A 24278-nucleotide genomic window follows, 5' to 3' on the forward strand; every position below is an offset into this window, starting at 1 on the left:
TTAAGGTATAATTAAGAAAAATACAATCCTGTCAATAACATAAACGAAGAATATCGTTGAAATTTCAATATGTTTAGATAATATGAATTTAGTTACTACACTGTAATTTTACTGACATTTTTAAGTTTTACTGACAAATTACTGACAAATTACAGTAATACTTTTTCTATATTTTCAACTGCTTTTCTATCCATTTCATTTAATACATGCGAGTACGTGTTCATTGTAATTTTTACATCACTATGACCCAATCTTCCACTTACCGTTTTCATATCTGTACCACCTAAAAGTAAAAGTGTAGCGTGAATGTGACGTAAAGCATGTGGTCTAACGTATCTTAAATGTATTATTTTCATAAAGTCTTTATATGTTTTAGCAAATACAGAAGCTCTCCAATAAGTGTTGCGAGAATTTAAACATATAATATTTTTCTCATTGATTAATTTTCCTTGAAGCTTTAATAAATTTTGTCTTTTTCTTTCTAATTTAATTAACTCAATGACATGATTTGATGATGCAATACTCCTAATACTACTGGTAGTTTTAGGCTTTTTAAATATAAACTCTTTATTATCATTAATTAATATTTTATTTACATTGATAATATTATTTTCATAGTCAATATCATCAAATGTAAGGCCTGCAATTTCTCCTATTCTCATACCGCAATAACAAAATAAATGGATAGGTATTTCTAGTGACTTGTTACCAGTAACTCGTTCTAAAAGATATTTAACTTCATCTAAACTGTATATATCTGTAGTTACATCTTTATCCTTTTTTGGATACACGATAAAATCCGATATTTTTTCATTTATCTCTTTTAATCTGTATGCTTCATTTAGAACAGCTATTGATATATTTCTTGCAAGTGTAATTGTTTTCAACTTTCTATCCTTACTGTATAATTCATTTATGAAGTCTTGAAACATTGAAATTGTAATATCTGATAGTTTTGTATCTTTAAAAAAAGGTGTTATGTGATTTTTTATCATATAGTTAGTTGTTTTTGTAGTGTTAGGACTTTGATAACTTTTTTTATCTTCATAATATTTGTAGCATCTATCAACAAAAGTTATATCGCTAGGTACAGAATATTTATTATTATTAATATCATTTTTTATTTTTACAAGAAGCTTATCTGCGTCTTTTTTAGATGTAAATGATCCGTGGTTCTTCTGTTTTTTCTTACCTGTAATATCATCTATATAATCAACATACACACAATACTTATTATTTCTTGTTCTAACGTAAGCACTTTTAATATTATTCATTAACATCTTCCTTTCATTATTTGTTATTTTGTCAGTACAAATAAGTTATACATAGATAATACAGGTGAGAAATTAAAGTTGTTGATAAACCCATAAATTAGGTATGAAGCAAATTGTATAATTATCCAACTCAACTGAAATTCCATACTTATCTCTATAGCAATCTATTGCCTCATTTAAAAATGATTCTGTTACTCCCAAAAATTCAGCCGTTTCACATCTATTAGTACATTTTGCTTCAAATGCTTTAATAATACCAGTGAGCCCAACTAGCTTATTATAACTATATAACCTAGCCTGGTATTCTTGTTTGGCATTTCTTATATCATTTAAATCGATTATATTTCCATAACTAGTATGATGATGTCCTAATTCTTCCGCTAAAATGCAGTATTTTTCATCATTAGTATTTAATCTATTTTTATTTAATGCTATTTTATTGCTTACATAAAGACCATCAGAATTTGATTTTAGTTTAACTTCCTTAACTGTTATTCCCTCAGAATATGCTTCATCAAGTAAAGATTCATATCTATTCATATAATATCCCCCTGATTCAAATATTTACCAGTTCTTCATATCTTCTATGTCTTCATTTATTTTACTTAATTCATCAGTATTATCTATGTAATCATTATGTGCAGCTATGGTATCAACAGCATTATTTTGATATTTGGGAACAAATGTAAGTTCTTTTACTCTTTTAAGAGCCTCTCTTTTACCTAGGTCATTTAGTGAATCAAAATCATTTAATAATATTGTATGAGAATTATTTTTATTTTTTTCTTTTGAATTTGATTTATCATTCCAACCTAATAACTCAGTAGTATCTAGATTTAAAGCTTGGGCAAATTCTTTCATTTTTTCAATATCTAAAGATTTAATTTGACCATCCTCATATCTTTTCACAGTGCTTTCGTGTAATCCAACTTTTTTACCAAGTTCAGATCTTGTCATTTTTAAATTTTTTCTGGCATTGAATATTTTCAAACCTATATCTTTATTTATGTTTTCATTCATTTATTTAACCTCCAACATAATTATTCATACTATGATAATATAGTATTCTTGTATATTATGCAAGAAAATATAAAAGAATATACAAAAAACTTGCATAAAATTATTGACAGACAAAACTTGCGTGTGATACATTTAAATCAACAATAACTTGCACAATATGCAAGAAGGGAAGTAGGGGGATTATGAAAATTAATAAATTAAAAGGCAAACTAAGGGAAAAAAATGTTACATACAAAAAATGTGCAGATTTTTTAGGACTTAGCAACACAACTGTAAATGATAAAATCAATGGAAAAACAAGATTTTATGTAGACGAAATAGAAAGATTATCATATATGCTAGAATTAACAGTTGATGAAAAAATTGATATTTTTTTAAATTAGAACTTGCATAGTGTGCAAGTGGAGAAGGGGGACAAAAATGGCAAATGAAGTTCAAAAAATAATAGTTCGAAGTATAGATCAAGAAAGTTTGCTCGAAGCAATGGTAGACAGAGTAGATATCGTTGAAATTATTGAAAAATTTAGATATCATGAAGATTTTGCACCTCGCGAATACTTGACGATTGAAGAATTTCAGAAATATCTAAAATGCTGTCGTAATTATGCACTCGAACTTGCTAAATTCGGATTTGAAAGTAAAAACTTTCATGTCAACAAAGTCGGTCGTAAATGGTTAATCGACCGATTATCTTATGAACGTTGGATTAGTAGAGGGGGGCATAAGTAAATGAAACTAATAATAACACCTGAGCAACTTGAAACATTGACAAAAGAAAATCCAAACATGACTGTTTTAGAGTACATAATGGAGGTGATGTCCAATGAATAATATAACACTTTATCCTCATCAACAAGATGTGCTAAAAGCTACAAATAGCAAGAATAGGGTTGCTTATTATTTAGACTGATATGGGATTAGGAAAAACTTTTATAGGTTCTGAAAAATTAAAAGAACTCGATACCAAAATTAACTTAGTCATCTGCCAAAAGTCCAAGTTAGTTGATTGGTACGAGCACTTTAAAACCTTTTATAACGGTTATAACATAATTATATACAATAAACCGGTTCCTATACTAGATAAAAAATCAATAATCATTATAAATTATGATTTGATTTGGAGACGTCCAGAACTAGCACTATTAGAAGATTTTACATTAATGTTGGATGAGTCAAGTTGTATTAAAAATACTACAGCTAATAGGACTAAATTCATACTTAAGTTGAAAGCTAAAAATGTAATTTTGTTATCTGGAACACCTGTTGGTGGAAAATATGAAGAACTATACAGTCAATGTAAACTTCTAGGTTGGAAGATATCTAAAAAAGCATTTTGGAATACATACATAGATTTTGTAACAATAGATTTAAATGGTTTTCCAATGAAAAAAGTAACTGGATATAAAAACATAGACAGGCTTAAATCTAAATTAAGAGACCATGGAGCAATATTTATGAAAACTGAGGAAGTATTGGAGTTACCAGATCAAAGTTCTATAAATATAAATGTTACAAATACAACAGATTATAAAAAGTTTAAGAAACACAGATTGATAACGGTTGAAAATAAGGAATTGGTTGGAGATACAAGTCTAAGCAAGATGTTGTACTTAAGACAACTTGCAAGTCAGTATAACAAACATAAATTATCAGCGCTTAAGGACCTACTAGAATCTACTAATGACCGAGTTATTATTTTCTACAACTTTAAAGATGAGTATGAGAAAATACGTAATCTATGTGAGAAGTTAGAACGACCTGTAAGTGCAGTAAACGGTAGTATAAGAGACTTAGAAGCTTATGAAAGTGATAATAGTAGTATTACACTTGTACAGTACCAAAGTGGTGCTATGGGCCTTAATTTACAAAAGAGTAACAAAATTGTTTATTTCAGTTTGCCTTTGAGTAGTGAGTTGTTTGAACAAAGTAAAAAAAGGATTCACCGTTTAAACCAGACTCGTCCATGTTTTTACTACTATATGTTAACTGAAAAATCAATAGAACATGATGTTTTAGAAGTTTTAAACACTAGACGAGATTTTACAGATAAGTTATTTGAAGAAATAGAGGGGAGTGGATTAATATGAGTATGATTCAAAAATCAGCACTAGACAGGAGAATATGTGATTATTATGTAGGTGCTACAAATACACAAACATTTAGAGAATTTATTCTCGAAGGTGATGAGTGTTTTGGAAGGCCTACTGATAAATTACTAGATGATATGACAGATGGAGAAATTACAGAATTAATAAATCATTATGATTATTTGTGGGAGAAATAATGGAGGATTAAAATGAAAATTTGTAAGCATTTTGAAAAATCCAATGCTGGTAAATGTAAAAATTATCAAGGGGATAAGAATGAAAGTTGTGCTTGTAACTGCTCTAAGATAAAAGCTAAAGGCACTAAACCGGTTAATAATTTAGAGGTAATAGTAGAGGGGGAGTAGATAAATAGATGTACAAATGTTGTAGATGGTGCAATAACTTTTCAGATGGCAAATGCTTTTCAAAATCAGTGTTAAGTAATACAGAAATAGAAATTACTAAACTCGATGAGGAAGGTTTAATATACGAAGCTTTAAGAGAAGCGTATACAGTTGATAGTTGTTTAAAATTAGAGAGTGTTTATGAATATGCAAAGGAATTAAAAATATCACAAATAAAAGCTAAAAAATTAATTGAGTATATCATTGAACAAATCAAAGATAATGAAATACTTTGGAGTTTAAATGATTCAATATGTAATACTTTAGAAAATGACATTGTACCAAGTGCTGTAATTGTAAGCAATGAACATGAATTTGTCTGCAGTGAGTTTAAATAGGTGGGAGAGAAAATGATTAAAAGGCACTCATGGACAATACAAGAGTTACTATATCTTAAAAATATGTGGGAAAATAGTGATTTATCAGCTAGTAAAATTGCTAGTAATCTTGGATTAACTGAAAGCCAAATTAAAAATATGGCTTGTGAGAAAAAATATAGAAGAAGTAAATGTTATAAAAACGTCAACAATGTGCCTGGTAAAAAATATTGTGCAAAGTGTCAGCAGTATTTATCTTTAGATAATTTTTATAATGACAAAACTAAAATATTTGGGAAGTCACAATATTGTAGAAAATGCCATCGCAAATTATATGAGGGGAGAAAAGTTAAATAAATGAATTTTAAAGAGTATACAAGGAATGAGTTCTTAGAAGAACACTTAGAAGATTGTCCAGAAGATGTAAATTTACCAATGTTACCAATATGTGAAAATGGTGATGATGAAGAACAATGTAAAAAATGCTGGGAAAATGCAATTAAAGGTATAGAGTTTAAAAATCCAGTTGAAGTATTTGCTCAAAATAATATTCAACTGTTGGACGAACTTAGAATAGCAGAAGAGCAATATAAGATGCTAAAAGAAGGAAGAGATAGTCTAAAGGAGCAGATACTTAAACAAATGGAGATTTATGGAGTAAATAAATTTGAAGATGATAAATTTAGTGTTTCATATGTTAAAGGTTCAACAGGATCTACCTTTGATAGTGCTAAATTTAAAAAGAATTACCCAGATATTTTTAAAGAATACAGTAAACCAAGTGTAAGAGCAGCAAGTATTAGATTTAAGGTGAAGTAAATGGCAGGTCCAGAGAAACAGTTTGAAAATGAAGTTAAGAAGTATTTAGATAATTTACCTAGATGTTGGTACATAAAAATTTGGGGAGGGGGATTTATGAAAGCTGGTATTCCAGATATATTAGGAGTAATTAATGGTAAATTTATAGCTCTAGAGTTAAAAGGTCCTAAAGGAGTACCTAGTGAGTTACAAAAGAGAAATATAAAACTCATTAATCAGTGTGGTGGCTGGGGAGTTATATTATATACAAAAGATTTTAAAGAATTTAAAGAGGGGGTTAAAAAATTATATGTGGATTAGAAGTCAAGATAAGAAAAGGTTAATAAATACATCGAATTTGTATGTGTTTGGTACATGTTTAAAATCAAGTGATGTAGATTTTGCTTTAGGTAATTATAAATCAGAGGAAAGAGCACTCGAGGTATTAGATATTATACAAAGTAGAATTATCAAAGGTGCAACATTTGATTATATAAATAATTCCAAAAGAACAACAAAAGAATTTGTTTTTCAAATGCCAGAGGAATAGGAGCGTGATTTAAATTCAAGCATCATACAGTCGTATAAGTTGTTTTAATCACTGTAAGCAACAGTATAAATACAGATACTTGGATAAATTAAAACTTATACCTAATGCAGAACCTAACAATGCTCTAATAATTGGGAATACACTTCATCTAGCACTAGAGACTAATTTAGATGACGCAAGGAAGTTTTATTATGCTCAATACAACATTATAAATGACAAACATATAGAAGAGTTTATGAAAATTGAAATAGTAGTACCAAAAGTAAAACAAATACTTGAACAATTAAGTATATATTCACATGAATTTTTAATAAGTACTAGTAGATTCAAAGGAATAGTAGATTTAATTGTAAAAAATGACGATGGTACAGTTGATGTATTTGACTTTAAATATAGTAACAATGTTAAAAACTATTTAGAATCAGCACAACTTCATATTTATAAATACTTCTTAGAGCAGTTAGGATTTAGAGTTAGAAAGTTAGGATTTATCTTTGTACCAAAATGGCAAGGTAGAATTAAAAATACAGAAGATATATATCATTTCAGAAAAAGATTAGTTGAGGAAGTAAATAAACTACAAATACAAATAGCAGAAGTAAAATATGATCCCGATAAGGTGATTGATTTTATGAACGACATAGTAAATGTGGTTGAATGTAACAAGTTTGAAAAAAATACAACTAAATTATGTGATTGGTGTGATTACCAAAATTATTGTTTATTGGAGGATGATTTAATGATATTACCAAGTAATACAAGAAGAGAAAGAAAAATAGATGAAAATCCAGACATGTGGATATATGCTGACAGTTATGTTGGAAAATCTACTTTTGTAGATAACTTAGGTGATTTGTTATTTTTAAATACCGATGGAAATACAGATAATACAACATCACCAGTATTAAGAATAGCCGATATAGTTACCACAGAAGGTAGAATAACTAAAAGGAAACTAGCATGGGAAGTATTCTTAGAAGTTATAGCTGAATTAGAGAAAAAAAATAATGACTTTAAAAGAGTGTGTATAGATTTAGTAGAGGATTTATATGAGCATTGTAGAGTTTATACGTACAATAAATTAGATATTCAACATGAGCAAGATGCAGGATTTGGAAAAGGTTGGGATATGGTTAAAATGGAGTTCTTAAAAAATATTAAAAGACTTAAGAACTTGGGTTACCAAATAATTTATATAAGTAAAGAAACTAGCACTGAAATAACTTTAAAAAATGGAAGTAAGTATAGTACTTACAAACCTAATATACAAGAAAAAGTTGCAAATGTATTAGCAGGAACAGTTGATTTAACGGTTAGAGCTTATGTTGAGAAGGATAAAAGATATATTCAGTTAGCTAAAGATGAAAATACATTTGGTGGAGGTAGATTTAATTTCTTAGTAAATAGATGTGAACTTAATATGGAAGAGTTTAAAAAGGCTTTAGTGGATGCTCAAAAGCAAGTAAATAAGGACAAGCCTAAAGAAGAACCTAAAAGAAGTAGAAAAGCTAAGGAAGAACCTAAGAAAGAAAATCAAGATACTGTAACGGATGAATCATCAGAAGAACCAACTCAAAAGGAAGTTACTAAAGAAGAACAACCCCAACAACAAGAAGAAGATCCTAAAGAAGTAACAGAAGATGCACCTAAAGAAGAGGACAAGCCTAAAACTAGACGTAGAAGAAAAAAGAAAACTGAAGAATCAGCCGAAGAAATAAATGAGGATGAAATACCATTTTAATGATATACCTAATATTAATTTGGATATTAATCTTTGGAATTAAAATTAAGTTTGGATATGACAGCTCTACTGAAGAGTTATTTATAAATATAAGAAGTGAAATTAATTATGAAATATAGGAGTTTATAATTGTGATTGAGATAAATAATTTAAATGAATTAATTGAAGCTATAGGAAAATATAGTGTACCACAACATGTAATGATTGATGTAGACAATAGAATTAAAGATTGGTTAATATCCGGTGGAAATGAAAGTGATAATTATATACTTAATCAATGTAAGTATGTTGAAAGAATAATAAATAAAAATCAAGGAGGAATACAATAATGGCAAATATATGGGAAGAGTTTGATAATGTTGTTGATGTAGAAGGTTTAAAAAAGGATGCTAAAGAAGCTGCTGAAAATGGTGGTGGAGGTTTTAAAGAAATACCAGAAGGAACTTATGAAGTTGAAGTTGATAAGTTAGAACTTAAAAAGACTAAAAAAGGAGATCCAATGTTAAGTTGTTGGATGAAAATAGGAGCTGGAGAGTTTAAAGGTTCAATAATCTTTTATAACCAAGTGCTTACAAATGGATTTGGATTACACAATGCTAATGAGTTTTTAAGAAGTTTAGACAGTGATGTAAAAGTAGATCTTATAAACTTTAAACAATATCATGAGATGCTACTTGATATATTTGAAGCAGTGAATGGAAACTTATCTTATCAATTAGAATATGGTAAAAACTCAAAAGGATTTAACACTTATAAAATAGAGGATGTATTTGAGAATTAGTAGATAATTAAATATAATACTAGGGAGTTTATAAACATAAACTTCCTAGTTGATTGTAAAAGGGGGATAAGTATGATTTATATTTATGATGCTAGATACAATATAAAAACACCCACAACTTACGAAAAGTTAGAAGGAATTACAGGAAGTAAAAAGTCTACTTTGGCAACATTTAAAAGTAAGAAACAGAAATTACCAAGATTAGACGACTGCTACCTAATAGATGATAAAGCTTCAAAGCAACAATTAAGAATTTGGTATGAGAGAGTTGAATTTGAAAATGAAACTTGGAAAGATATAGATGAAACTTATAAAATAAGTAACTATGGACGAGTTAAGAAGATTTATAAGAAGTACCCAAAAGGAAAATTTATGATGCCTTATCCTAAGAAATTTTATAGGGGAAAACTTGTTACAAAGATATATGGAAAGGAATTGTTAATTCATCAATTAGTGGCTAAATATTTCGTTGAAAACCTAAACAATTATGACCATGTATGTCATAAGAATGGAATATTACATGATAATTACCATGGCAATTTAGAGTATTGTAGTAAGTCTAAAGCATCAAGATATGGAATCAGTGCTCAAAATATAGATAAACCAAGTATAGTAGCAATTGATTATGAAACAGGAGAGATAATAGATTATTTTAAAAGTTGCAGGGAAGCTGCTAGTTCATTATATACAAATAGACAATCTGTATTAGATTCATTACATGGAAAAATTAAGAAGACTATGTGTGGATATGTTTTTAAATATGAAGAGGAAGTGATCTAAATGCTAGATAAATTAATAGTGGGTGAGATAAATGGAGCAACCAAAACAATATTTAAATAAAGAAGAACGAGACAATTTTTTAGGATTTTCTGGACTAAGTATTTATTTACGAAGAAGATTTGAAAAGTGGGGTAAAAACTTAACTTCTGACGAGCGTAGAAGATTAAAAACAGCATTGACTAATATTGAGAAAGCTCAATCAAGTATTATAAATAGATTACCAAAGCATGAAGCAATGAAAATTTTAAGAGCATCAAAAGAACATGATGTTAGGGTTTTGACATTAGAAGGAGCACAGGCTCTTGAAAAGCGTGCGAAACAAGATTACGAGAAAAACCTACATATAAAATTTGAGGAAATGGAAACTATAGCAGCACAAATATTAATGCACAATTGTTATAAGTGTAAAATGAGTTGCTATGAATGTATGTATCACAGTATGATGAGTAGGTTTTTAATTCCAGGACTTAACTCTGAGAATAATTGTCCTTACTCATATAATCATGAAAGTAAATTTACAGAAGTGGAGAGTCCAGAAGATATAGATATATACAAGCAGGCGTTGGAAATTCATAAGACAACTGTAAAGAAAAGTAATAGAAAAGCCAAGAAATTAAAAAATAGGTTTGATGATCCAGTAGAAGATTATGAATATAACTTTGAGCCGAAGGGGGTTAGAAGGTAAATGGAAAAAATGAAAGCAAAAGTTATTAAAAAGAAAGTTACAAAGTATTTTGTTGAGGTTGACACTGGCACAGAAAAATTATTAGTAGGAGAAGATATTGGTGGGTTTTGTAAATACTGCGAATGGGATAAAAGGCAAGATGCAGTTGATTATATAAAAAGTAAAGAACAGCTAGAGTTTGTAGTTAATCCAGATTTGGTTAAGTAAGGGGGAAACAATAAATGATTAAAGTGATTAAAATAAATGATAGTTTAAACATATCGTTCAATTATGATGCTGATATAGTATCAAAAATAAAATCAATTCCAGGAAGAAAATACAATCCAAGTAGTAAATCATGGGACATTCCTTTATATACAATCAAAATTTTACTAACTCTATTTGATGAAAGTGAGTTAGATATAGCTAAAGATGTAGAACTTGATTATGTAAAACCAAAATATGATTTTAAACATGAGTTAAGCACAATAACTAACAATGATTTGAAAGTATTTGCTAAATGGTCCTTAGATATGTTACCAGATTATTTCTATCAAGTTCCAGCATCAAGTACTGGTAAATATCATCCAAATTATGCTCAAGGTGAGGAAGGGTTAATTAGACATACTCAAGCAGCAGTAAGAATAGCTAATGAGTTGTTTAAATGTGAGACAATACAAACTTTTATAGATATAGAAAAAGACATAATTAGAGTTAGCTTATTACTACATGATGGAGTTAAACATGGTATAGATGGAAGTGCTCATACTGTAGCAACACATCCTTTAGAAGTAGTTAAATATTTAGAAGATAAATACTATGAAGTTGACGAAGATACTTTACCAGAAGAAGTAATAGAAGTTATGGAAGGTAACTTATGGGAAGGTATTTCTTATTGTATAAAATCTCATATGGGTCAATGGAATAAAGATTATGAGGAAGAAGATATATTGCCTAAACCTGAAACGCCTATGGAAAAGTTTATCCATATGTGTGATTATTTAGCAAGTAGAAAATTATTAGAAGTTAATTTTGAGGTGATGTAAATGAATAAATCAGATTTAAAAGATGGAATGATAGTAGAGTTGAAAAAAGGAACTAGGTTCATGTTAGTAAATGATTGTTTATATAACGAAAAAAATGACTATAATCTTAGCCATTACAACGATAAACTAATTTGTACTCACATTACAAAAATATTAGATATAGTCAAAGTTTATACAATAGATATTTCGAAATTTGTAAAGAATGAGTTTGATTCAATTAAATTAAAAGATATGCTTGAAGACAAGTATTTGAAACTAATTTGGAAACGTGAAGAAATAGATTGGAGTAAAGTACCAATTGGAACAAAAGTATTAGTATCAGATACAAAAATAAACTGGTTTAATGGCATATTTTTAAGAAAAATAGAACATAGCAAAAATGATAATTGTTTTAGAATTGTCAATTTAAGTGGAGATGTTGAAAGATGGAAATATTGCAAACTAGCAGAAGAAACGAAAGAGAAAGTTACTTTTAGTGATATAGATAAAGAAATGAACAAATATTGTGATGAACATAATGAAAGTGAAATATGTAGCAAAAGATGTGACTCTTGTGGAATGAAATACATATTAGATAATTACAACGTAACAAGAAAATAGGTGATAACGATGCTTTTCTATGACTTTGAAGTATTCAAACATGACTGGTTAGTAGTAATTAAAGATACTAATAGTAAAAAAACTACAACAATAGTTAATGATCCAGAACAACTTAAACAATTCTATGAAGAACATAAAACTGATATATGGGCGGGATATAACTCCCGTTCATATGACCAGTATATCCTTAAAGGAATATTGTGTGACTTTAATCCAGCAGATATAAACAATCACATCATAGTTAAAAAACTGGGTGGATGGCAATACAGTTGCTTATTTTGGAAAATGCAATTTTACAACTATGATGTTATGACTAATAAATTCTTTGGTTTAAAGCAGTTAGAAGGATTTATGGGAAATAACATTAAGGAATCAGATATATCATTCACAATTGACCGTAAATTAAGTGAGAATGAGCTAGAAGAAGTAATTAAGTATTGTAATCACGATGTAGAGCAAACAATGCAAGTGTTTGTAAATCAAATAGAAGAGTTCAACAGTCACATGGGATTAATAAAAATGTTTAAATTACCTCTTAAATATATAAATAAAACAAAAGCACAATTATCAGCAATAATTCTTGGAGCTGATAAGGTTGAGCGTGATGATGAATTTGAATATGAAATAGTTGATACTATAAAAATTCACAAATATAGACACATCTTAGAATGGTATAAAAATCCACTTAATAAAGATTATAAGAAAAAACTAGATATTGAAGTAGCAGGAGTTCCACATACATTTGCTTGGGGAGGGTTACATGGAGCTAGACAAAATTATATCGGAGAAGGAATATTAGTAAATAGTGATGTTGGGTCTTTTTATCCTTCATTAATGCTACAGTATGATTTTCAGTCTAGAAATATAGGAGATAAAACAAAGTTTCAAAATATTTATGATACCAGAATGAAACTTAAACATGAAGGCAAGAAGAAAGAACAACAACCTCTAAAAATCGTACTTAACTCAACTTATGGAGCAATGAAGGATAAGTATAACAATTTATATGACCCAAGACAGGCTAACAATGTATGTATTAATGGTCAATTAATGTTACTAGATTTAATTGAAAAGTTGGAAGATAAATGGCAATTAATACAGTCAAATACAGATGGTGTAATGTTTAAATTAAATTCAGAGAATGACTTAGAGGAATATAAAAGTATTTGTAATAAGTGGTGTAAAAGGACCAGAATGACCCTAGACCATGACATTATAAAAAAAGTAGTTCAAAAGGATGTAAATAACTACTTGATAGTTATGGATAATGGGAAAGTAAAATCCAAAGGTTCTTATGTAAAAGAATTAAATAAATTAGATAATGATTTACCAATTGTTAATAAAGCACTTAAAGATTACTTCGTAAAAAATATACCAGTGGAGACAACAATTAATAGCTGCAATGACTTGATAGAATTTCAAAAGATAGTGAAAGTAAGTGGTAAATATAAATATGCTCTTCATGGAGATAAAATCTTAAAAGAAAAAATACTAAGGGTATTTGCATCTAGATCTAAAGCTGATAAAGGAGTATATAAGGTCCATAACAATAAAGATACCCCGGATAAAATTGCAAATACTCCAGAAAGATGTTTTATTGAAAATGGAGATTTGAACGGTGTAAAAGTACCAAGAAAATTGGACAAGCAATATTATATTAACTTGGCTAAAAAGAGAATAAGTGATTTTATAGGGAGGAGTAATTGATAAATGATTATAGATAGTGGAGATAGAACAGAATACTCAACTGGAGCAAAAAGAGACTTGAAAGAAGGGAAAGGTCGTTGCGATTTAATGCCTTTGGATGTAGTAAGTGAATTTATGAATTATGATACAATAATTCATTGTATAAGTAATTTTAAAGAAAAAAATGATGTGGAATATTTATATGATGCATTAGAAAACTCTAAAAGAATAAGTTATGGAAATACAAAAGAAAGTATGATTTTAGACGTATCAATTCACTTTGAAGAAGGAGCAAAAAAATATGGTGAAAATAACTGGCAGAAGGGTATTCCCGTGCAAAGCTATATAGACAGTGCCGTAAGACATTATTTGAAACACCTAAGAGGTGATGATGATGAAAACCATTTAAGAGCTTTTGTGTGGAATATATTATGTCTTATATGGACAGTAAAGCATAAAGAAGAGTTGGGAGTTGATTAAAATGAGTTCTATTTTCAAGATATTTGAGGAAAGAGATAAGCTTAGACAAGAAAATCTTAGACTTAAAGTGAAAATAGACAACTTAGAAAAAATCATAGATAGAAAAGAAGAAACAATATGCGGATTAAATACTAAGTTAATAGCAGCGGAACACAAGTTAGCTAACATTAGAGAATGGTGTGAGAACAGGAACTCCTAGAAAAACCAAATAACCCTATCATTGCTGATAAGGTTAAATATTATAAATTCAAATCGGATAAGAAGTATTGGCATATTGATAGTATGTGTAGATTAAAATAAATTATTCCAGGAGGATTTATTTTACCTAGATCATAAGAGGGGGGGATTAGAGTAGTAAATGACAAAATCAAATTGCAAAAGGCAATGTAATAGAATTTGGTTCAGGTATTGAAAATTATAGATTTGTTATGAATAGTTAGGAAATATAAAAAAACAAAATAACCCTATCGTTTCCGATAAGGTTAAATATTATAAATTTAATATGAAATGCATCAACGAGTCTTTAATAATATGTGTAGATTAAAAAGAATTATTCAAGGAGGATATTATGAGGGAAATAAAATTTAGAGGGAAAATAATAGATGCTCATAAATGGGTATATGGAAATTTAATTCAAAATAATGATATGACTTTTATTGCTGAAAAGGAAGAGTATTCTAGCGTTGGATATTGTTATGACTGTAATAGACCTTACAGTGAGCAATATGAAATTGATACTAAAACAGTAGGGCAATGTACAGGATTAAAAGATAAGAACGGCAAGGAAATATATAAGGGTGACATTTTAAGTTATAAGCGCATTAAAGATACAAATTGCTTTAAAGAAGAAATTGAAGACATAGAAGAAGAAGTCTTGATAGGATTGATTACTTACAGACCGATTGCATCGATTGTAAAACCCTATAGTAAAAACGTTAAATGTCTTGGATATGATAGCGTCAATAAAGAATGCCTTATAATTGATTTACAAAGTAAAGAAGTAGAAGTTTTAGGTAACGTTTATGATAATCCAGAGTTATTAGAGGGTTAAATGAATAAAGAATAACCCAAGATAATAAAACTTCTTACATATAACGTAAGGGTTTTAAAATAATAAATACAAAACACTAGTACCTATTAATTTCCTAGTAGAAAATAAGTATAATTAAAGAAGGGAGGTGGTTTTTATCTTTAAAGGATATATACCTACAAATGGAAAAAGACCAACAGAAGAATATAAAAATAGAACTGAATTTTATTCATTATCAGATGTTGATAAATTAAAATCATATGGAGCAGTGTTGTTAAATGACATAATTCAAATAGATATAGATGATGAAGATCAATCAAATATAGTATTTAACATAGTAACTGATTTGAATATTCAATGTAACATTTTAAAAACTGATAGAGGTAAACACTTTTATTTTAAAAATACAAATCAAGATAAGAGAAAACAAGGTTACACAACGGCTCTAGGGATAAAAGTTGATACTGGCTTAGGTTCTCAAAATGCAGTAATACCTATAAAAATAAATGGCAAAAATCGTAAATGGATAAAAGAAGTTTATGAGTTAGACAATTTACCAGCATGGTTAGTACCTCTTGATAAAAAAGATATTAATTTTACTGAGATGGAAGAGGGGGACGGAAGAAACCAATCATTATTTAATTATATTTTAAGGTTACAATCTGCCGGGTTAGTAAAAGATGAAATTAAAAGTACGATTAAAATAATAAATAAATATATTTTGAAAGAGCCTATGACAGAATATGAAGTTGAGGTTATCACAAGAGACAAAGCATTTTTAAAAGAATCATTTTATATCAAGAATAAATTACAATATGAAAAATTAGCTAAATTTCTCATAGCTGAAGAAAATATAGTTAAAATAAATAATCAATTACATATTTACAAAGATGGACATTATTCAGATAACATATTAGATATTGAAAAAGTTATGTTAAAATACATACAAAATTCAACTAAAACACCTAGAGGTGAAATATTAAGATATTTAGAGTTATTATGCAGCAATAAACAAATTACTAACTCTAAGTACATCGTGTTCAATAATGGAGTATTTAATCTTGAGACTAAAGAACTTTTAGATTATTCACCAGAATACATAATTAAAAATAAAATACCTCATAATTATAATTCAGCTGTTTATCATGAGTTATTAGATAAGACTATAAACAAAATAGCTTGTAATAACCGAGACTTAAGAGCAACAATAGAGGAAATGATAGGTTATACATTATTAAGACGTAATGAATTAGGTAAGAGTTTTATTTTAACTGGTAACGGGTCCAATGGTAAATCAACTCTTTTAGATTTAATTATGGAACTATTAGGTGAGGAAAACATATCATCAGTATCTTTAAAGGAATTAAACGATAGATTTAAAACTTTCCAGTTAGATGGAAAACTAGCAAATATAGGTGATGATATTAGTAACGAATATATCCAGGACAATAGTACATTCAAAAAATTAGTAACAGGTGAAAAAGTAAACGTTGAACGTAAAGGTCGTGATCCATACGATTTTAAAAACTACTCCAAACTTATTTTTAGTGCCAATGAACTTCCAAGAATTAACGACCTCAGTGGTGGACTTAAGAGACGTATACTATTTATACCTTTTAATGCAGTATTTAGTAAGAAGGACCCAGATTATGATCCATTTATAAAAGATAAGATAACGACTCCAGAAGCACTTGAATATTTATTAAAAATAGCACTAGATGGACTATACCGAATATTAGAAAATAATAATATTACAGTATCTAAGGCATCACAAGAGGTATGGAATGAATATGAACAAATAAATAATCCAGTAGTATCATTTATCGAAGAAAATAAGATAGAAAATGAATCAATCAATGATGTATTTAGGAAATATCAACTGTGGTGTGTAGAATCTGGATTAAAACCTTTATCTAAAATAGTATTTGGAAAAGAAGTAAGAAAACAAGGCTACAATAGTAATAAATCAATAAGAGTAGAAGGTAAACAAGTTAAAATTTATAAACTAGACTAAAAATGTTACTAGAATTTGTACAATAAGTTAAGTAATATCAACAGTTGTAACTGTTTTATTACTAGAATGTTACTGAAATTTTAAATTCTAGTAACACGTTCAACAGTAGTAATAGCAACAGTTATAACTAGTTATGTTACTGAAATACTAAAATATAATTTCTTAGATTATAAAAATAAAAAATGAGTTAATATATATATATATAAAGAAATTATATATATTAGTAACGGGTTTCAGTAACACATTATATACTTAAAATATTGAAATATACACATTTATTAGTGTTACCAGAATATTTTAAAACTAGTAACATTTTAGTAACAAAAGAGGGTGAATATAAGAACATATGAGTGAATTAACTAATTATGAAAAAGTAGAAAAATTATTAGAGAAATATGCTGAGATTGATATAGATATAAAAGCACTTGAATATCAAATTAAAATTGAAGATATAAAAGGATTATCATACAATGATATGCCAGGAGCACCAATTCCTAGTAATGCATCACCTGTAGAAATTCAATTGAATAATATTGAAAAGCTTAAAATAGATAAAAGTATCTTAGAGTTTGAAAAAGATTCAATTGATAATATGTTAAGAGTTTTAGATGATACTGAAAAAACTTTAATCAAGTACAAATTCATTAATAAATTACAATATAAACAGATAGCACTAAAGATGAATATGAACCAAGATTATTTAGCAGAAAAGAAATCAAGAATAATTGATAAACTTATACCATATGCATTGCGATATAAATTAATATAAGTTAATACTAAGTTATAACTTATAATCAACTTAGACACAACCAATATAACATGTGTTATTATTATATTATAGGAATATTAGATAAACCGATATGTTGATTCGTATCGGTTATTTTTTATGTCTGAATATATGAACGAGGAGGTGTAAATATAATGAGTGAAGTTAATAAAGGGGGAAGACCTTTTAAGTTTACAGATCCAGAAAAATTAGATATTCAAATAGAAGATTTCTTCAAATGGTGTAATGAAAATAATAAGATACCTACTGTAACCGGATTAGCTGTGCATTTAGATACTGATAGATTAACATTGTTACATTATGAAAACAGTTTGGATAACACTGCATATGATAAGTTAGATTATGATGTGAAAGTAAGGTTGATAAACTCGATAAAAAGAGCTAAGCAAAGAGTAGAATCAGAGTATGAACAGGCCTTATTTAATAAGAATAGTGCTGTTGGAGCTATATTTACCCTTAAGAATAACTATAAGTGGGTAGACAAACAAGAGGTAGAGCAAACAAATAAGACTATTGAAGTTACATTGGAAGATTAATCATTGGAAGAAGTGATTTATATAATTAAATATTACTTTCATTAGAGTATACTCTAATGAAACTATAAAATAATATATAAAAAATGTTTCAAAAGAGTATTAAAATAAAAATTGAAACGTTTCAAAAATAAACTTGACTTTATTGAAACATAAGATTAAAATTAAAGTATAAAATATAAAATATAAAATATAAAATATAAAATATAAAATGATTTGTGAATGAGGTGGGGTACATTCTAAATATAACTCGATTGCCATCTTCACGGTTAGGAAAAATATTTTTTTAAAATAAAAGGCCGAATTCAATATGATTTTTTATAGAATGATTTAAGAGGCAGGGGGTATTACCAATGGGTAAAGTATTTAATTATATAAGGGTATCAAGTAAGGAACAAAATGAAGCAAGACAAGTTGAAGCAATGAACAAATTTAATAAGGAAAACGGAGTTATTAATCCAATAGAGCTTATTGATAAAGCAAGTGGAACTAATACAGATAGAGAACAACTACAATTATTATTAAAAGTAGTTGGTAAAGATGATTTAGTAGTAATAAAATCAATAGATAGATTATCAAGAAACTATAGAGAATGTAAGCGACTATGGGAGGAAATAACTTCTAAAGGTGCTGACATCGTAGTAATAGATATGCCAATGCTAGACACTAGACAATATAAAGACTTGTTAGGCAATTTCATAAGTGACTTAATATTATCAGTATTAGGATATGTAGCAGAACAAGAAACGGAATTTAGAAAGCAAAGACAGTCAGAAGGAATTGCAATAGCTAAAGAAAAAGGTGTCTACAAAGGACGTAAAAAAATAGAAACAAATGACAATTTCATAGAAGTTTATAATAGTTGGAAACAAGGCAATATAACTGCTGTAAAAGCTATGGAAGAATTAGGATTAAAGAAAAATACTTTTTACAGAAGAGCAAAAGAATATGAAGAGAACTGTAGTAAGTAGTGATATAATAGTCTTAGTAAAAAAGGGGGAATTGTGGTATGAAATTTGGAATGAGAAAACCTTCATTAAAGAAAAGTATTAAGGCTAGAACTACTGGAAAAGCTAAAAGAGCACTTAAAAAAGCTGTAATACCTGGTTATGGGAAGAAGGGTACTGGATGGTTAAAGGACCCAAAGAAAGCTGCTTATAATAAAGTATATAAAAAGACAACTTTTAGTATATTTGATTTATTTAAATAGAAATAAGAACTCTCAATGCTGAGGGTTCTTTTTATTTTACCTTAATAAGGAGGTGATTTACTACTGTGGCTAATACAAAATTCAAGATATCTAAGAAATGCTTTAATGATGTTTATTTACCACAACTAGAAAATCATAATTCTAGATTTAATGTATTTTATGGAGGTGCTGGTAGTGGCAAATCTCACTTTGTATTTTCTAAGATGGTGTTTAAATATTTAAAGTACTCTAATAGAAAATGTTTAGTTGTGAGAAAAGTAAGTAATACATTAAGAGATTCATGCTTTGCTTTGGTAAAAAGTATTCTTAGTGATTGGCAGCTATACGAACAATGCAAGGTTAATAAAACAGATTTAACTATTGAACTTCCTAATGGGAGCCATTTTATTTTTAAGGGTATGGATGACCCAGAGAAGATTAAATCTATTGCTAACATAGATGATATAGTAGTTGAGGAATGTACTGAAATCGATGAATTTGACTTTGACCAGTTAAGTCTTAGGTTGAGAAGTAGAAATCTATATAACCAAGTACATTGTATGTTTAACCCAGTGTCTAAAGAGAATTGGGTATATAAAAGATGGTTTAAAGAAGGTGCTGTTTATAATAAAGAAAATACAGTAATTTTACATACTACTTATAAAGATAATAAGTTCTTACCTAGAGAATACATAGATAATTTACTAGATATGGAGAGAACTAATCAAGCGTATTATAGAATTTATGCTCTGGGTGAATTCGCTACACTTGATAAACTAATATATACAAATTGGCAAGTTAAAGGCTTTGATTATAGAGAAATTTTAAAGACAGTTAAAGATAGTAAAGCTATATTTTCTTTGGATTTTGGTTTTACTAATGACCCTACTGCTTTCGTATGTAGTATCTTGGATGAAATTAATAAAAAAATATGGATTTTTGATGGCTTTGAAGAAAAGGGTCTTTTGAATGATGAAATAGCTAAGAAGATTATTTGGATGGGATATAGAAAAGAGGTCATAACTTGTGATAGTGCTGAACCTAAATCTATTGAAGAATTAAAACGTAATGGACTTGATAGAGTTCGAGGTGCTACGAAAGGTAAAGACAGTATATTAAATGGAATTAACCTATTGCAGCAATATGAAATCATTATTTTGCCGTCATTAACTTGGATAATTGAAGAATTTAAAAATTATACTTGGAAAAAAGGTAAAGATGGAGAATACATTAATGTTCCAATAGACAAATACAATCATAGTTTAGACTCTTTAAGGTATGGAGTTACAACAGAAATTGGAACTAAAAAAATAACCTTATCATTTTTTGATAGGTCATCATTATTTTAGAAAGGAGGGATTGCATGAGTTTTTTAGATGAAAACAAAGAACTTTTAAATAATATAAAGAGTGATTTTGAAGCTAGAAAAATAATCTATGATAAAATATATGATTACTGTGTTACTGGTAAAAGTGAAGCTTATATAGATTATAAAAATAATCCCAAAAGAAGTAATTTAAAAGTAAGAACGAATTTCATTAAGAAGTTTATAAAGGAAGAAGTATCATATCTGCTATCTAATAAACCAACATATATCAGTAAAAGTGATAATTCAGAGGAAGTTAAATTTGTTAATTTTAAGCTATCACATTGGAATAAAAATCATGACAAAATGTTACTTAGAGATATGTTGTCTTACGGAAGTGTATTTGAATTATACTATACTTCAGAAATCGGTGAGGAAGTGGTATTTAATTCTAAAATAGTGAGTCCAAGAGACGGTTATTTATTAACTGATGATTTTGGAAATAGTAAGATGTTTTTTAGGTTCTTTAAAAAGAAGTTTGATACTAAGCAATATATAGATATTTACACTCCTAATTTAATTTATCATGTAGATGATAGTTTCACTGAAGTTTCTAAGGCGACTGAGAACATATTTAGAGAAGTTCCTATTAAGGTTGGACATGTTAGTGCCTATAAGGAACATGATACATTATTTAATGAACTTAAAGACCTTCAAGATGCATATGAAACTAATTTATCGGATATAGTTAATGAAATATCTGACTATAGGTTAGCTTATTTAATTATGCTTGGTTGTAGCATAGATTATAAAACTAAAGACGAATGCGGGAAAACTCAACTGGATTACATGAAAGAAAAGGGCATTATTAATGCTGATGAAAAAGATGTAATAATTAAGTTTTTAACTAAAGATATAAACGATACATTTATTCAAAATACATTAGATACTCTTAAGAAAAACATATATGAAATTAGTAATCATATTGATACTAATGAAAAGCTACAAAGTAATACTTCTGGAAGTGCTTTAAGAAATAGGTTAATAGGATTAGAACAAAGAGTAAGAGATAGTGAAGGATCCATAAAAAATATAATTCAAGGTAGAATGTATTTTTTATTTAAACTATTTAATAAGCTTGAAAATGTTAATTATGATTATAGAGACATATCTGTTAAATTTACTTTGAATATTCCACAGGATGATTTATTGATGGCCCAAACACTAAGTCAGTTTGGAATAGGTGAGAATATATCGTTAAAAACTGCTTTAACTCAATTAAGTTTTGTGAATAATCCGGACCAGGAGATAAAATTAATTGAAGAGTATAAAAAAGACCATGAGGTTGATATAGATAAAGTCTTAGGTGATGGATATGAGCAAGAATAAGCATGATGAAGAATTAGAGTTTACTGAAAGCCTTTATGATGAAGCTGAAGAACAAATAAAAGATGTTTACAGAGAACAAAAAAAGAGTAGAGATAATCTTCTCAAAGAATTAGCATTAATAATGTTGACTTATACTGTTTTAGATGGCCTAATGAGCCTTACAAGTAAAGATAAAAATAAAGAGTATAATAGGCTATCAAATATTATAAAAGCTAACTATAAGGCAACTGGAGAGATACAAAATGGTGTTATAACAGATATTCTTACTAAGGCGGTTAATAATACATTCGATTTTTATTCTTATAATGCTGGATTGAAAGATGTAAAAGAAATAATTGATAAAAATTTTAAAGGAAAACATTTTTCTAATAGAGTATGGGATAATGAAAAAGATACAGCAGAACATCTTCATAAACAAGTTAATAATTTTCTTAACGGAAAGGTAAATGTTAATCAAATTAAGAGAGATATAGAGAAAACATATAATACGAGTGCCTATAATGCTAAAAGACTTGTAGAAACAGAAGTTAATAGATGCTCCAGCAATGCTTTTGATAGATTTTGTAAAGAAGTGGGAGTTAAAAAAGTAAGATACAATGCAACTTTAGATAGCAGATTATGCAGTGATTGTGCTCAGTATAATGATAAAGTATTTGACTTTAAAGATAAAATAGAAGTTCCTAGACATCCATTATGTAGATGTTTTTATACTATAGAAGAGGATGAGAGTGCTTTAGATAAAACTGACTATATGTCTAATAGATTCGTTCCGGAATTTGGAGAAGGAAGAGAATTTAAAATAGGTAACTTATCAATAAATGAAAAAAGAGTATCCAATAGTAAATTTAATATGTGGACTGATATTGATGCAACAAAGAAAAATAAAGCAGTAAGGTTGTATGAAAAGAAAATCAATAGTATTATAAAAACTCTACCAGAGGGGCTTGATTTACCTAAATTTTCCATTATAGACTTTGAAAAAGTGGGACTTAATAGAAAAGCTATTGGAGGTTATAGGAGAGAACTTGATACAATATTTATAAATAGTAAATATGATACAGATGTAAAAATATTAAAATATCTAAAAGCTAATGAAGGTTATTTTGCAAGTATAGAATCAAATTCACCATTGTTGCATGAATTAGGACATAAATATCATTATGATTTAGTTGAATCAATTGCTAATAAGAAAGGAATGAGTTATAATAACGCTAAAGAGATATTTGATGAAGGTATTAGTAAATATATATTAAATCAAAGTTCAGTTCCAAGAAGTTTTATTTCTGAACAATTAAGTAAATATGCTTCTGATGAATTTGATGGAGTGAATAGAATAAATGAAATAATGGCTGAATATTTTAGTATTAAGGATACTAGTACTAAAAGTGAATTGGTTCAATTTATAGAAATTTATATTAATGAGGTGATAAAAAAGTGATGCTCCACGACAAAAGAAATATCAGATGTAATGAGCTAGCGGATATATTCGAAGCTTATCTTGTTATGGAAGGTGCGAGGGATTATTGTGAAGCATCAATACGAGAGGATGCGCCCAAAAATGTAAAAGATGCTCATAAAGAATATATTAAAATAAAAAATGAAATATTGAAAGATAAAGCAAAATCACCATTCGTATAATTAGGCACTTACTTAGGTAAATAGTAGGTGCTTTTATTATGTTCAAAATTAAGTCTTAGGAAACTAAGGCTTTTTATTATGCCCTAAATACGGCATTAAACTGTTTAAATAATAGATTTTTAACTATATAGGGTTAGTAATAAAACTATGTAGGGAAGGAGTAA

34 protein-coding genes are annotated in these 24278 nt (G+C 28.1%); 31 read left to right on the plus strand and 3 right to left on the minus strand.

Annotation, left to right across the window (positions count from 1 at the left end; genetic code table 11):
- Positions 1 to 149: 149 nt before the first annotated feature.
- From K0039_RS18880 to K0039_RS18890, 3 genes are all read right to left on the minus strand, one after another.
- Positions 150 to 1274, minus strand: a complete 1125-nt coding sequence (locus K0039_RS18880; protein WP_228106596.1) for a site-specific integrase — start codon at positions 1272 to 1274, stop codon at positions 150 to 152.
- Between the two features lie 72 nt (positions 1275 to 1346).
- Positions 1347 to 1814, minus strand: a complete 468-nt coding sequence (locus tag K0039_RS18885) for an ImmA/IrrE family metallo-endopeptidase (RefSeq protein ID WP_228106597.1) — start codon at positions 1812 to 1814, stop codon at positions 1347 to 1349.
- Between the two features lie 24 nt (positions 1815 to 1838).
- Positions 1839 to 2294 (minus strand): helix-turn-helix domain-containing protein, encoded by a 456-nt coding sequence (locus K0039_RS18890; protein ID WP_228106598.1) that lies wholly within the window; start codon positions 2292 to 2294, stop codon positions 1839 to 1841.
- Positions 2295 to 2476: 182 nt separating this feature from the next.
- Between K0039_RS18890 and K0039_RS18895 the strand changes: the two genes are divergently transcribed.
- The 31 genes from K0039_RS18895 to K0039_RS19045 all read left to right on the plus strand — a co-directional run bounded on the left by K0039_RS18895 (position 2477) and on the right by K0039_RS19045 (position 24114).
- Positions 2477 to 2677: a helix-turn-helix domain-containing protein gene (locus tag K0039_RS18895; protein WP_228106599.1), complete on the plus strand. Its 201-nt coding sequence runs from the start codon at positions 2477 to 2479 to the stop codon at positions 2675 to 2677.
- 37 nt (positions 2678 to 2714) lie between these two features.
- Positions 2715 to 3023, plus strand: a complete 309-nt coding sequence (locus tag K0039_RS18900) for a helix-turn-helix domain-containing protein (RefSeq protein WP_228106600.1) — start codon at positions 2715 to 2717, stop codon at positions 3021 to 3023.
- A 182-nt stretch (positions 3024 to 3205) separates the two neighbouring features.
- On the plus strand, positions 3206 to 4381 hold the full coding sequence (locus K0039_RS18905; protein WP_228106601.1) for an SNF2-related protein: 1176 nt from the start codon (positions 3206 to 3208) through the stop codon (positions 4379 to 4381).
- Positions 4378 to 4578 (plus strand): hypothetical protein, encoded by a 201-nt coding sequence (locus K0039_RS18910; protein ID WP_228106602.1) that lies wholly within the window; start codon positions 4378 to 4380, stop codon positions 4576 to 4578. Before K0039_RS18905 ends, K0039_RS18910 begins: the two co-directional genes overlap by 4 nt.
- A gap of 12 nt (positions 4579 to 4590) precedes the next feature.
- Positions 4591 to 4746 (plus strand): hypothetical protein, encoded by a 156-nt coding sequence (locus K0039_RS18915; protein ID WP_228106603.1) that lies wholly within the window; start codon positions 4591 to 4593, stop codon positions 4744 to 4746.
- Between the two features lie 8 nt (positions 4747 to 4754).
- Positions 4755 to 5123 (plus strand): hypothetical protein, encoded by a 369-nt coding sequence (locus K0039_RS18920; RefSeq protein ID WP_228106604.1) that lies wholly within the window; start codon positions 4755 to 4757, stop codon positions 5121 to 5123.
- A gap of 12 nt (positions 5124 to 5135) precedes the next feature.
- A complete protein-coding gene (locus K0039_RS18925) occupies positions 5136 to 5459 on the plus strand; it encodes a hypothetical protein (protein ID WP_228106605.1) in 324 nt (107 codons plus the stop codon).
- Entirely contained in the window at positions 5460 to 5921 is a 462-nt protein-coding gene (locus tag K0039_RS18930; RefSeq protein ID WP_228106606.1) for a hypothetical protein, read from the plus strand.
- The gene (locus tag K0039_RS18935) at positions 5922 to 6221 is read left to right on the plus strand and encodes a VRR-NUC domain-containing protein (RefSeq protein ID WP_228106607.1); all 300 of its coding nucleotides are present in this window, start codon (positions 5922 to 5924) and stop codon (positions 6219 to 6221) included. It begins immediately after the preceding gene.
- Positions 6211 to 6450, plus strand: a complete 240-nt coding sequence (locus tag K0039_RS18940) for a hypothetical protein (RefSeq protein WP_228106608.1) — start codon at positions 6211 to 6213, stop codon at positions 6448 to 6450. The genes K0039_RS18935 and K0039_RS18940 overlap by 11 nt, the downstream gene beginning before the upstream one ends.
- A gap of 13 nt (positions 6451 to 6463) precedes the next feature.
- The gene (locus K0039_RS22260) at positions 6464 to 8191 is read left to right on the plus strand and encodes an AAA family ATPase (RefSeq protein ID WP_322789402.1); all 1728 of its coding nucleotides are present in this window, start codon (positions 6464 to 6466) and stop codon (positions 8189 to 8191) included.
- A 131-nt stretch (positions 8192 to 8322) separates the two neighbouring features.
- A complete protein-coding gene (locus K0039_RS18950; RefSeq protein WP_228106609.1) occupies positions 8323 to 8520 on the plus strand; it encodes a DUF6877 family protein in 198 nt (65 codons plus the stop codon).
- Positions 8520 to 8972: a DUF669 domain-containing protein gene (locus K0039_RS18955; protein ID WP_228106610.1), complete on the plus strand. Its 453-nt coding sequence runs from the start codon at positions 8520 to 8522 to the stop codon at positions 8970 to 8972. The genes K0039_RS18950 and K0039_RS18955 overlap by 1 nt, the downstream gene beginning before the upstream one ends.
- A gap of 72 nt (positions 8973 to 9044) precedes the next feature.
- On the plus strand, positions 9045 to 9752 hold the full coding sequence (locus K0039_RS18960; protein ID WP_228106611.1) for an NUMOD4 domain-containing protein: 708 nt from the start codon (positions 9045 to 9047) through the stop codon (positions 9750 to 9752).
- A gap of 31 nt (positions 9753 to 9783) precedes the next feature.
- On the plus strand, positions 9784 to 10437 hold the full coding sequence (locus tag K0039_RS18965) for a hypothetical protein (protein ID WP_228106612.1): 654 nt from the start codon (positions 9784 to 9786) through the stop codon (positions 10435 to 10437).
- Positions 10438 to 10644, plus strand: coding sequence for a hypothetical protein (locus K0039_RS18970; protein ID WP_228106613.1), 207 nt, complete (start codon positions 10438 to 10440; stop codon positions 10642 to 10644). It abuts the gene before it with no gap.
- Between the two features lie 14 nt (positions 10645 to 10658).
- Positions 10659 to 11462 carry a hypothetical protein gene (locus K0039_RS18975; RefSeq protein ID WP_228106614.1) on the plus strand — a complete coding sequence of 268 codons (804 nt, stop codon included), beginning with the start codon at positions 10659 to 10661 and terminating at the stop codon, positions 11460 to 11462.
- On the plus strand, positions 11463 to 12062 hold the full coding sequence (locus K0039_RS18980; protein WP_228106615.1) for a hypothetical protein: 600 nt from the start codon (positions 11463 to 11465) through the stop codon (positions 12060 to 12062).
- A gap of 9 nt (positions 12063 to 12071) precedes the next feature.
- Positions 12072 to 13769, plus strand: coding sequence for a DNA polymerase domain-containing protein (locus K0039_RS18985; protein WP_228106616.1), 1698 nt, complete (start codon positions 12072 to 12074; stop codon positions 13767 to 13769).
- Positions 13770 to 13772: 3 nt separating this feature from the next.
- Positions 13773 to 14228: a dATP/dGTP diphosphohydrolase domain-containing protein gene (locus tag K0039_RS18990; protein WP_228106617.1), complete on the plus strand. Its 456-nt coding sequence runs from the start codon at positions 13773 to 13775 to the stop codon at positions 14226 to 14228.
- Position 14229: 1 nt separating this feature from the next.
- Positions 14230 to 14427 carry a hypothetical protein gene (locus tag K0039_RS18995; protein ID WP_228106618.1) on the plus strand — a complete coding sequence of 66 codons (198 nt, stop codon included), beginning with the start codon at positions 14230 to 14232 and terminating at the stop codon, positions 14425 to 14427.
- Positions 14428 to 14796: 369 nt separating this feature from the next.
- The gene (locus K0039_RS19000) at positions 14797 to 15279 is read left to right on the plus strand and encodes a YopX family protein (protein WP_228106619.1); all 483 of its coding nucleotides are present in this window, start codon (positions 14797 to 14799) and stop codon (positions 15277 to 15279) included.
- 127 nt (positions 15280 to 15406) lie between these two features.
- Positions 15407 to 17272 (plus strand): DNA primase family protein, encoded by a 1866-nt coding sequence (locus K0039_RS22265; protein ID WP_309164864.1) that lies wholly within the window; start codon positions 15407 to 15409, stop codon positions 17270 to 17272.
- A gap of 346 nt (positions 17273 to 17618) precedes the next feature.
- Positions 17619 to 18041: a DUF722 domain-containing protein gene (locus K0039_RS19010; protein WP_228106620.1), complete on the plus strand. Its 423-nt coding sequence runs from the start codon at positions 17619 to 17621 to the stop codon at positions 18039 to 18041.
- Between the two features lie 152 nt (positions 18042 to 18193).
- A complete protein-coding gene (locus K0039_RS19015; RefSeq protein WP_228106621.1) occupies positions 18194 to 18595 on the plus strand; it encodes a terminase small subunit in 402 nt (133 codons plus the stop codon).
- Between the two features lie 350 nt (positions 18596 to 18945).
- Entirely contained in the window at positions 18946 to 19563 is a 618-nt protein-coding gene (locus K0039_RS19020) for a recombinase family protein (RefSeq protein ID WP_228106622.1), read from the plus strand.
- Between the two features lie 38 nt (positions 19564 to 19601).
- On the plus strand, positions 19602 to 19802 hold the full coding sequence (locus K0039_RS19025) for a hypothetical protein (RefSeq protein WP_228106623.1): 201 nt from the start codon (positions 19602 to 19604) through the stop codon (positions 19800 to 19802).
- A 65-nt stretch (positions 19803 to 19867) separates the two neighbouring features.
- Entirely contained in the window at positions 19868 to 21130 is a 1263-nt protein-coding gene (locus tag K0039_RS19030) for a PBSX family phage terminase large subunit (protein ID WP_228106624.1), read from the plus strand.
- Between the two features lie 14 nt (positions 21131 to 21144).
- Positions 21145 to 22476 carry a phage portal protein gene (locus K0039_RS19035; RefSeq protein WP_228106625.1) on the plus strand — a complete coding sequence of 444 codons (1332 nt, stop codon included), beginning with the start codon at positions 21145 to 21147 and terminating at the stop codon, positions 22474 to 22476.
- Entirely contained in the window at positions 22463 to 23914 is a 1452-nt protein-coding gene (locus K0039_RS19040) for a minor capsid protein (RefSeq protein ID WP_228106626.1), read from the plus strand. Before K0039_RS19035 ends, K0039_RS19040 begins: the two co-directional genes overlap by 14 nt.
- Positions 23914 to 24114, plus strand: coding sequence for a hypothetical protein (locus K0039_RS19045; protein WP_228106627.1), 201 nt, complete (start codon positions 23914 to 23916; stop codon positions 24112 to 24114). Before K0039_RS19040 ends, K0039_RS19045 begins: the two co-directional genes overlap by 1 nt.
- Positions 24115 to 24278: the final 164 nt, after the last annotated feature.

The organism is Terrisporobacter mayombei, assembly GCF_020748465.1.
In the GTDB taxonomy this organism is placed as follows: domain Bacteria; phylum Bacillota; class Clostridia; order Peptostreptococcales; family Peptostreptococcaceae; genus Terrisporobacter; species Terrisporobacter mayombei.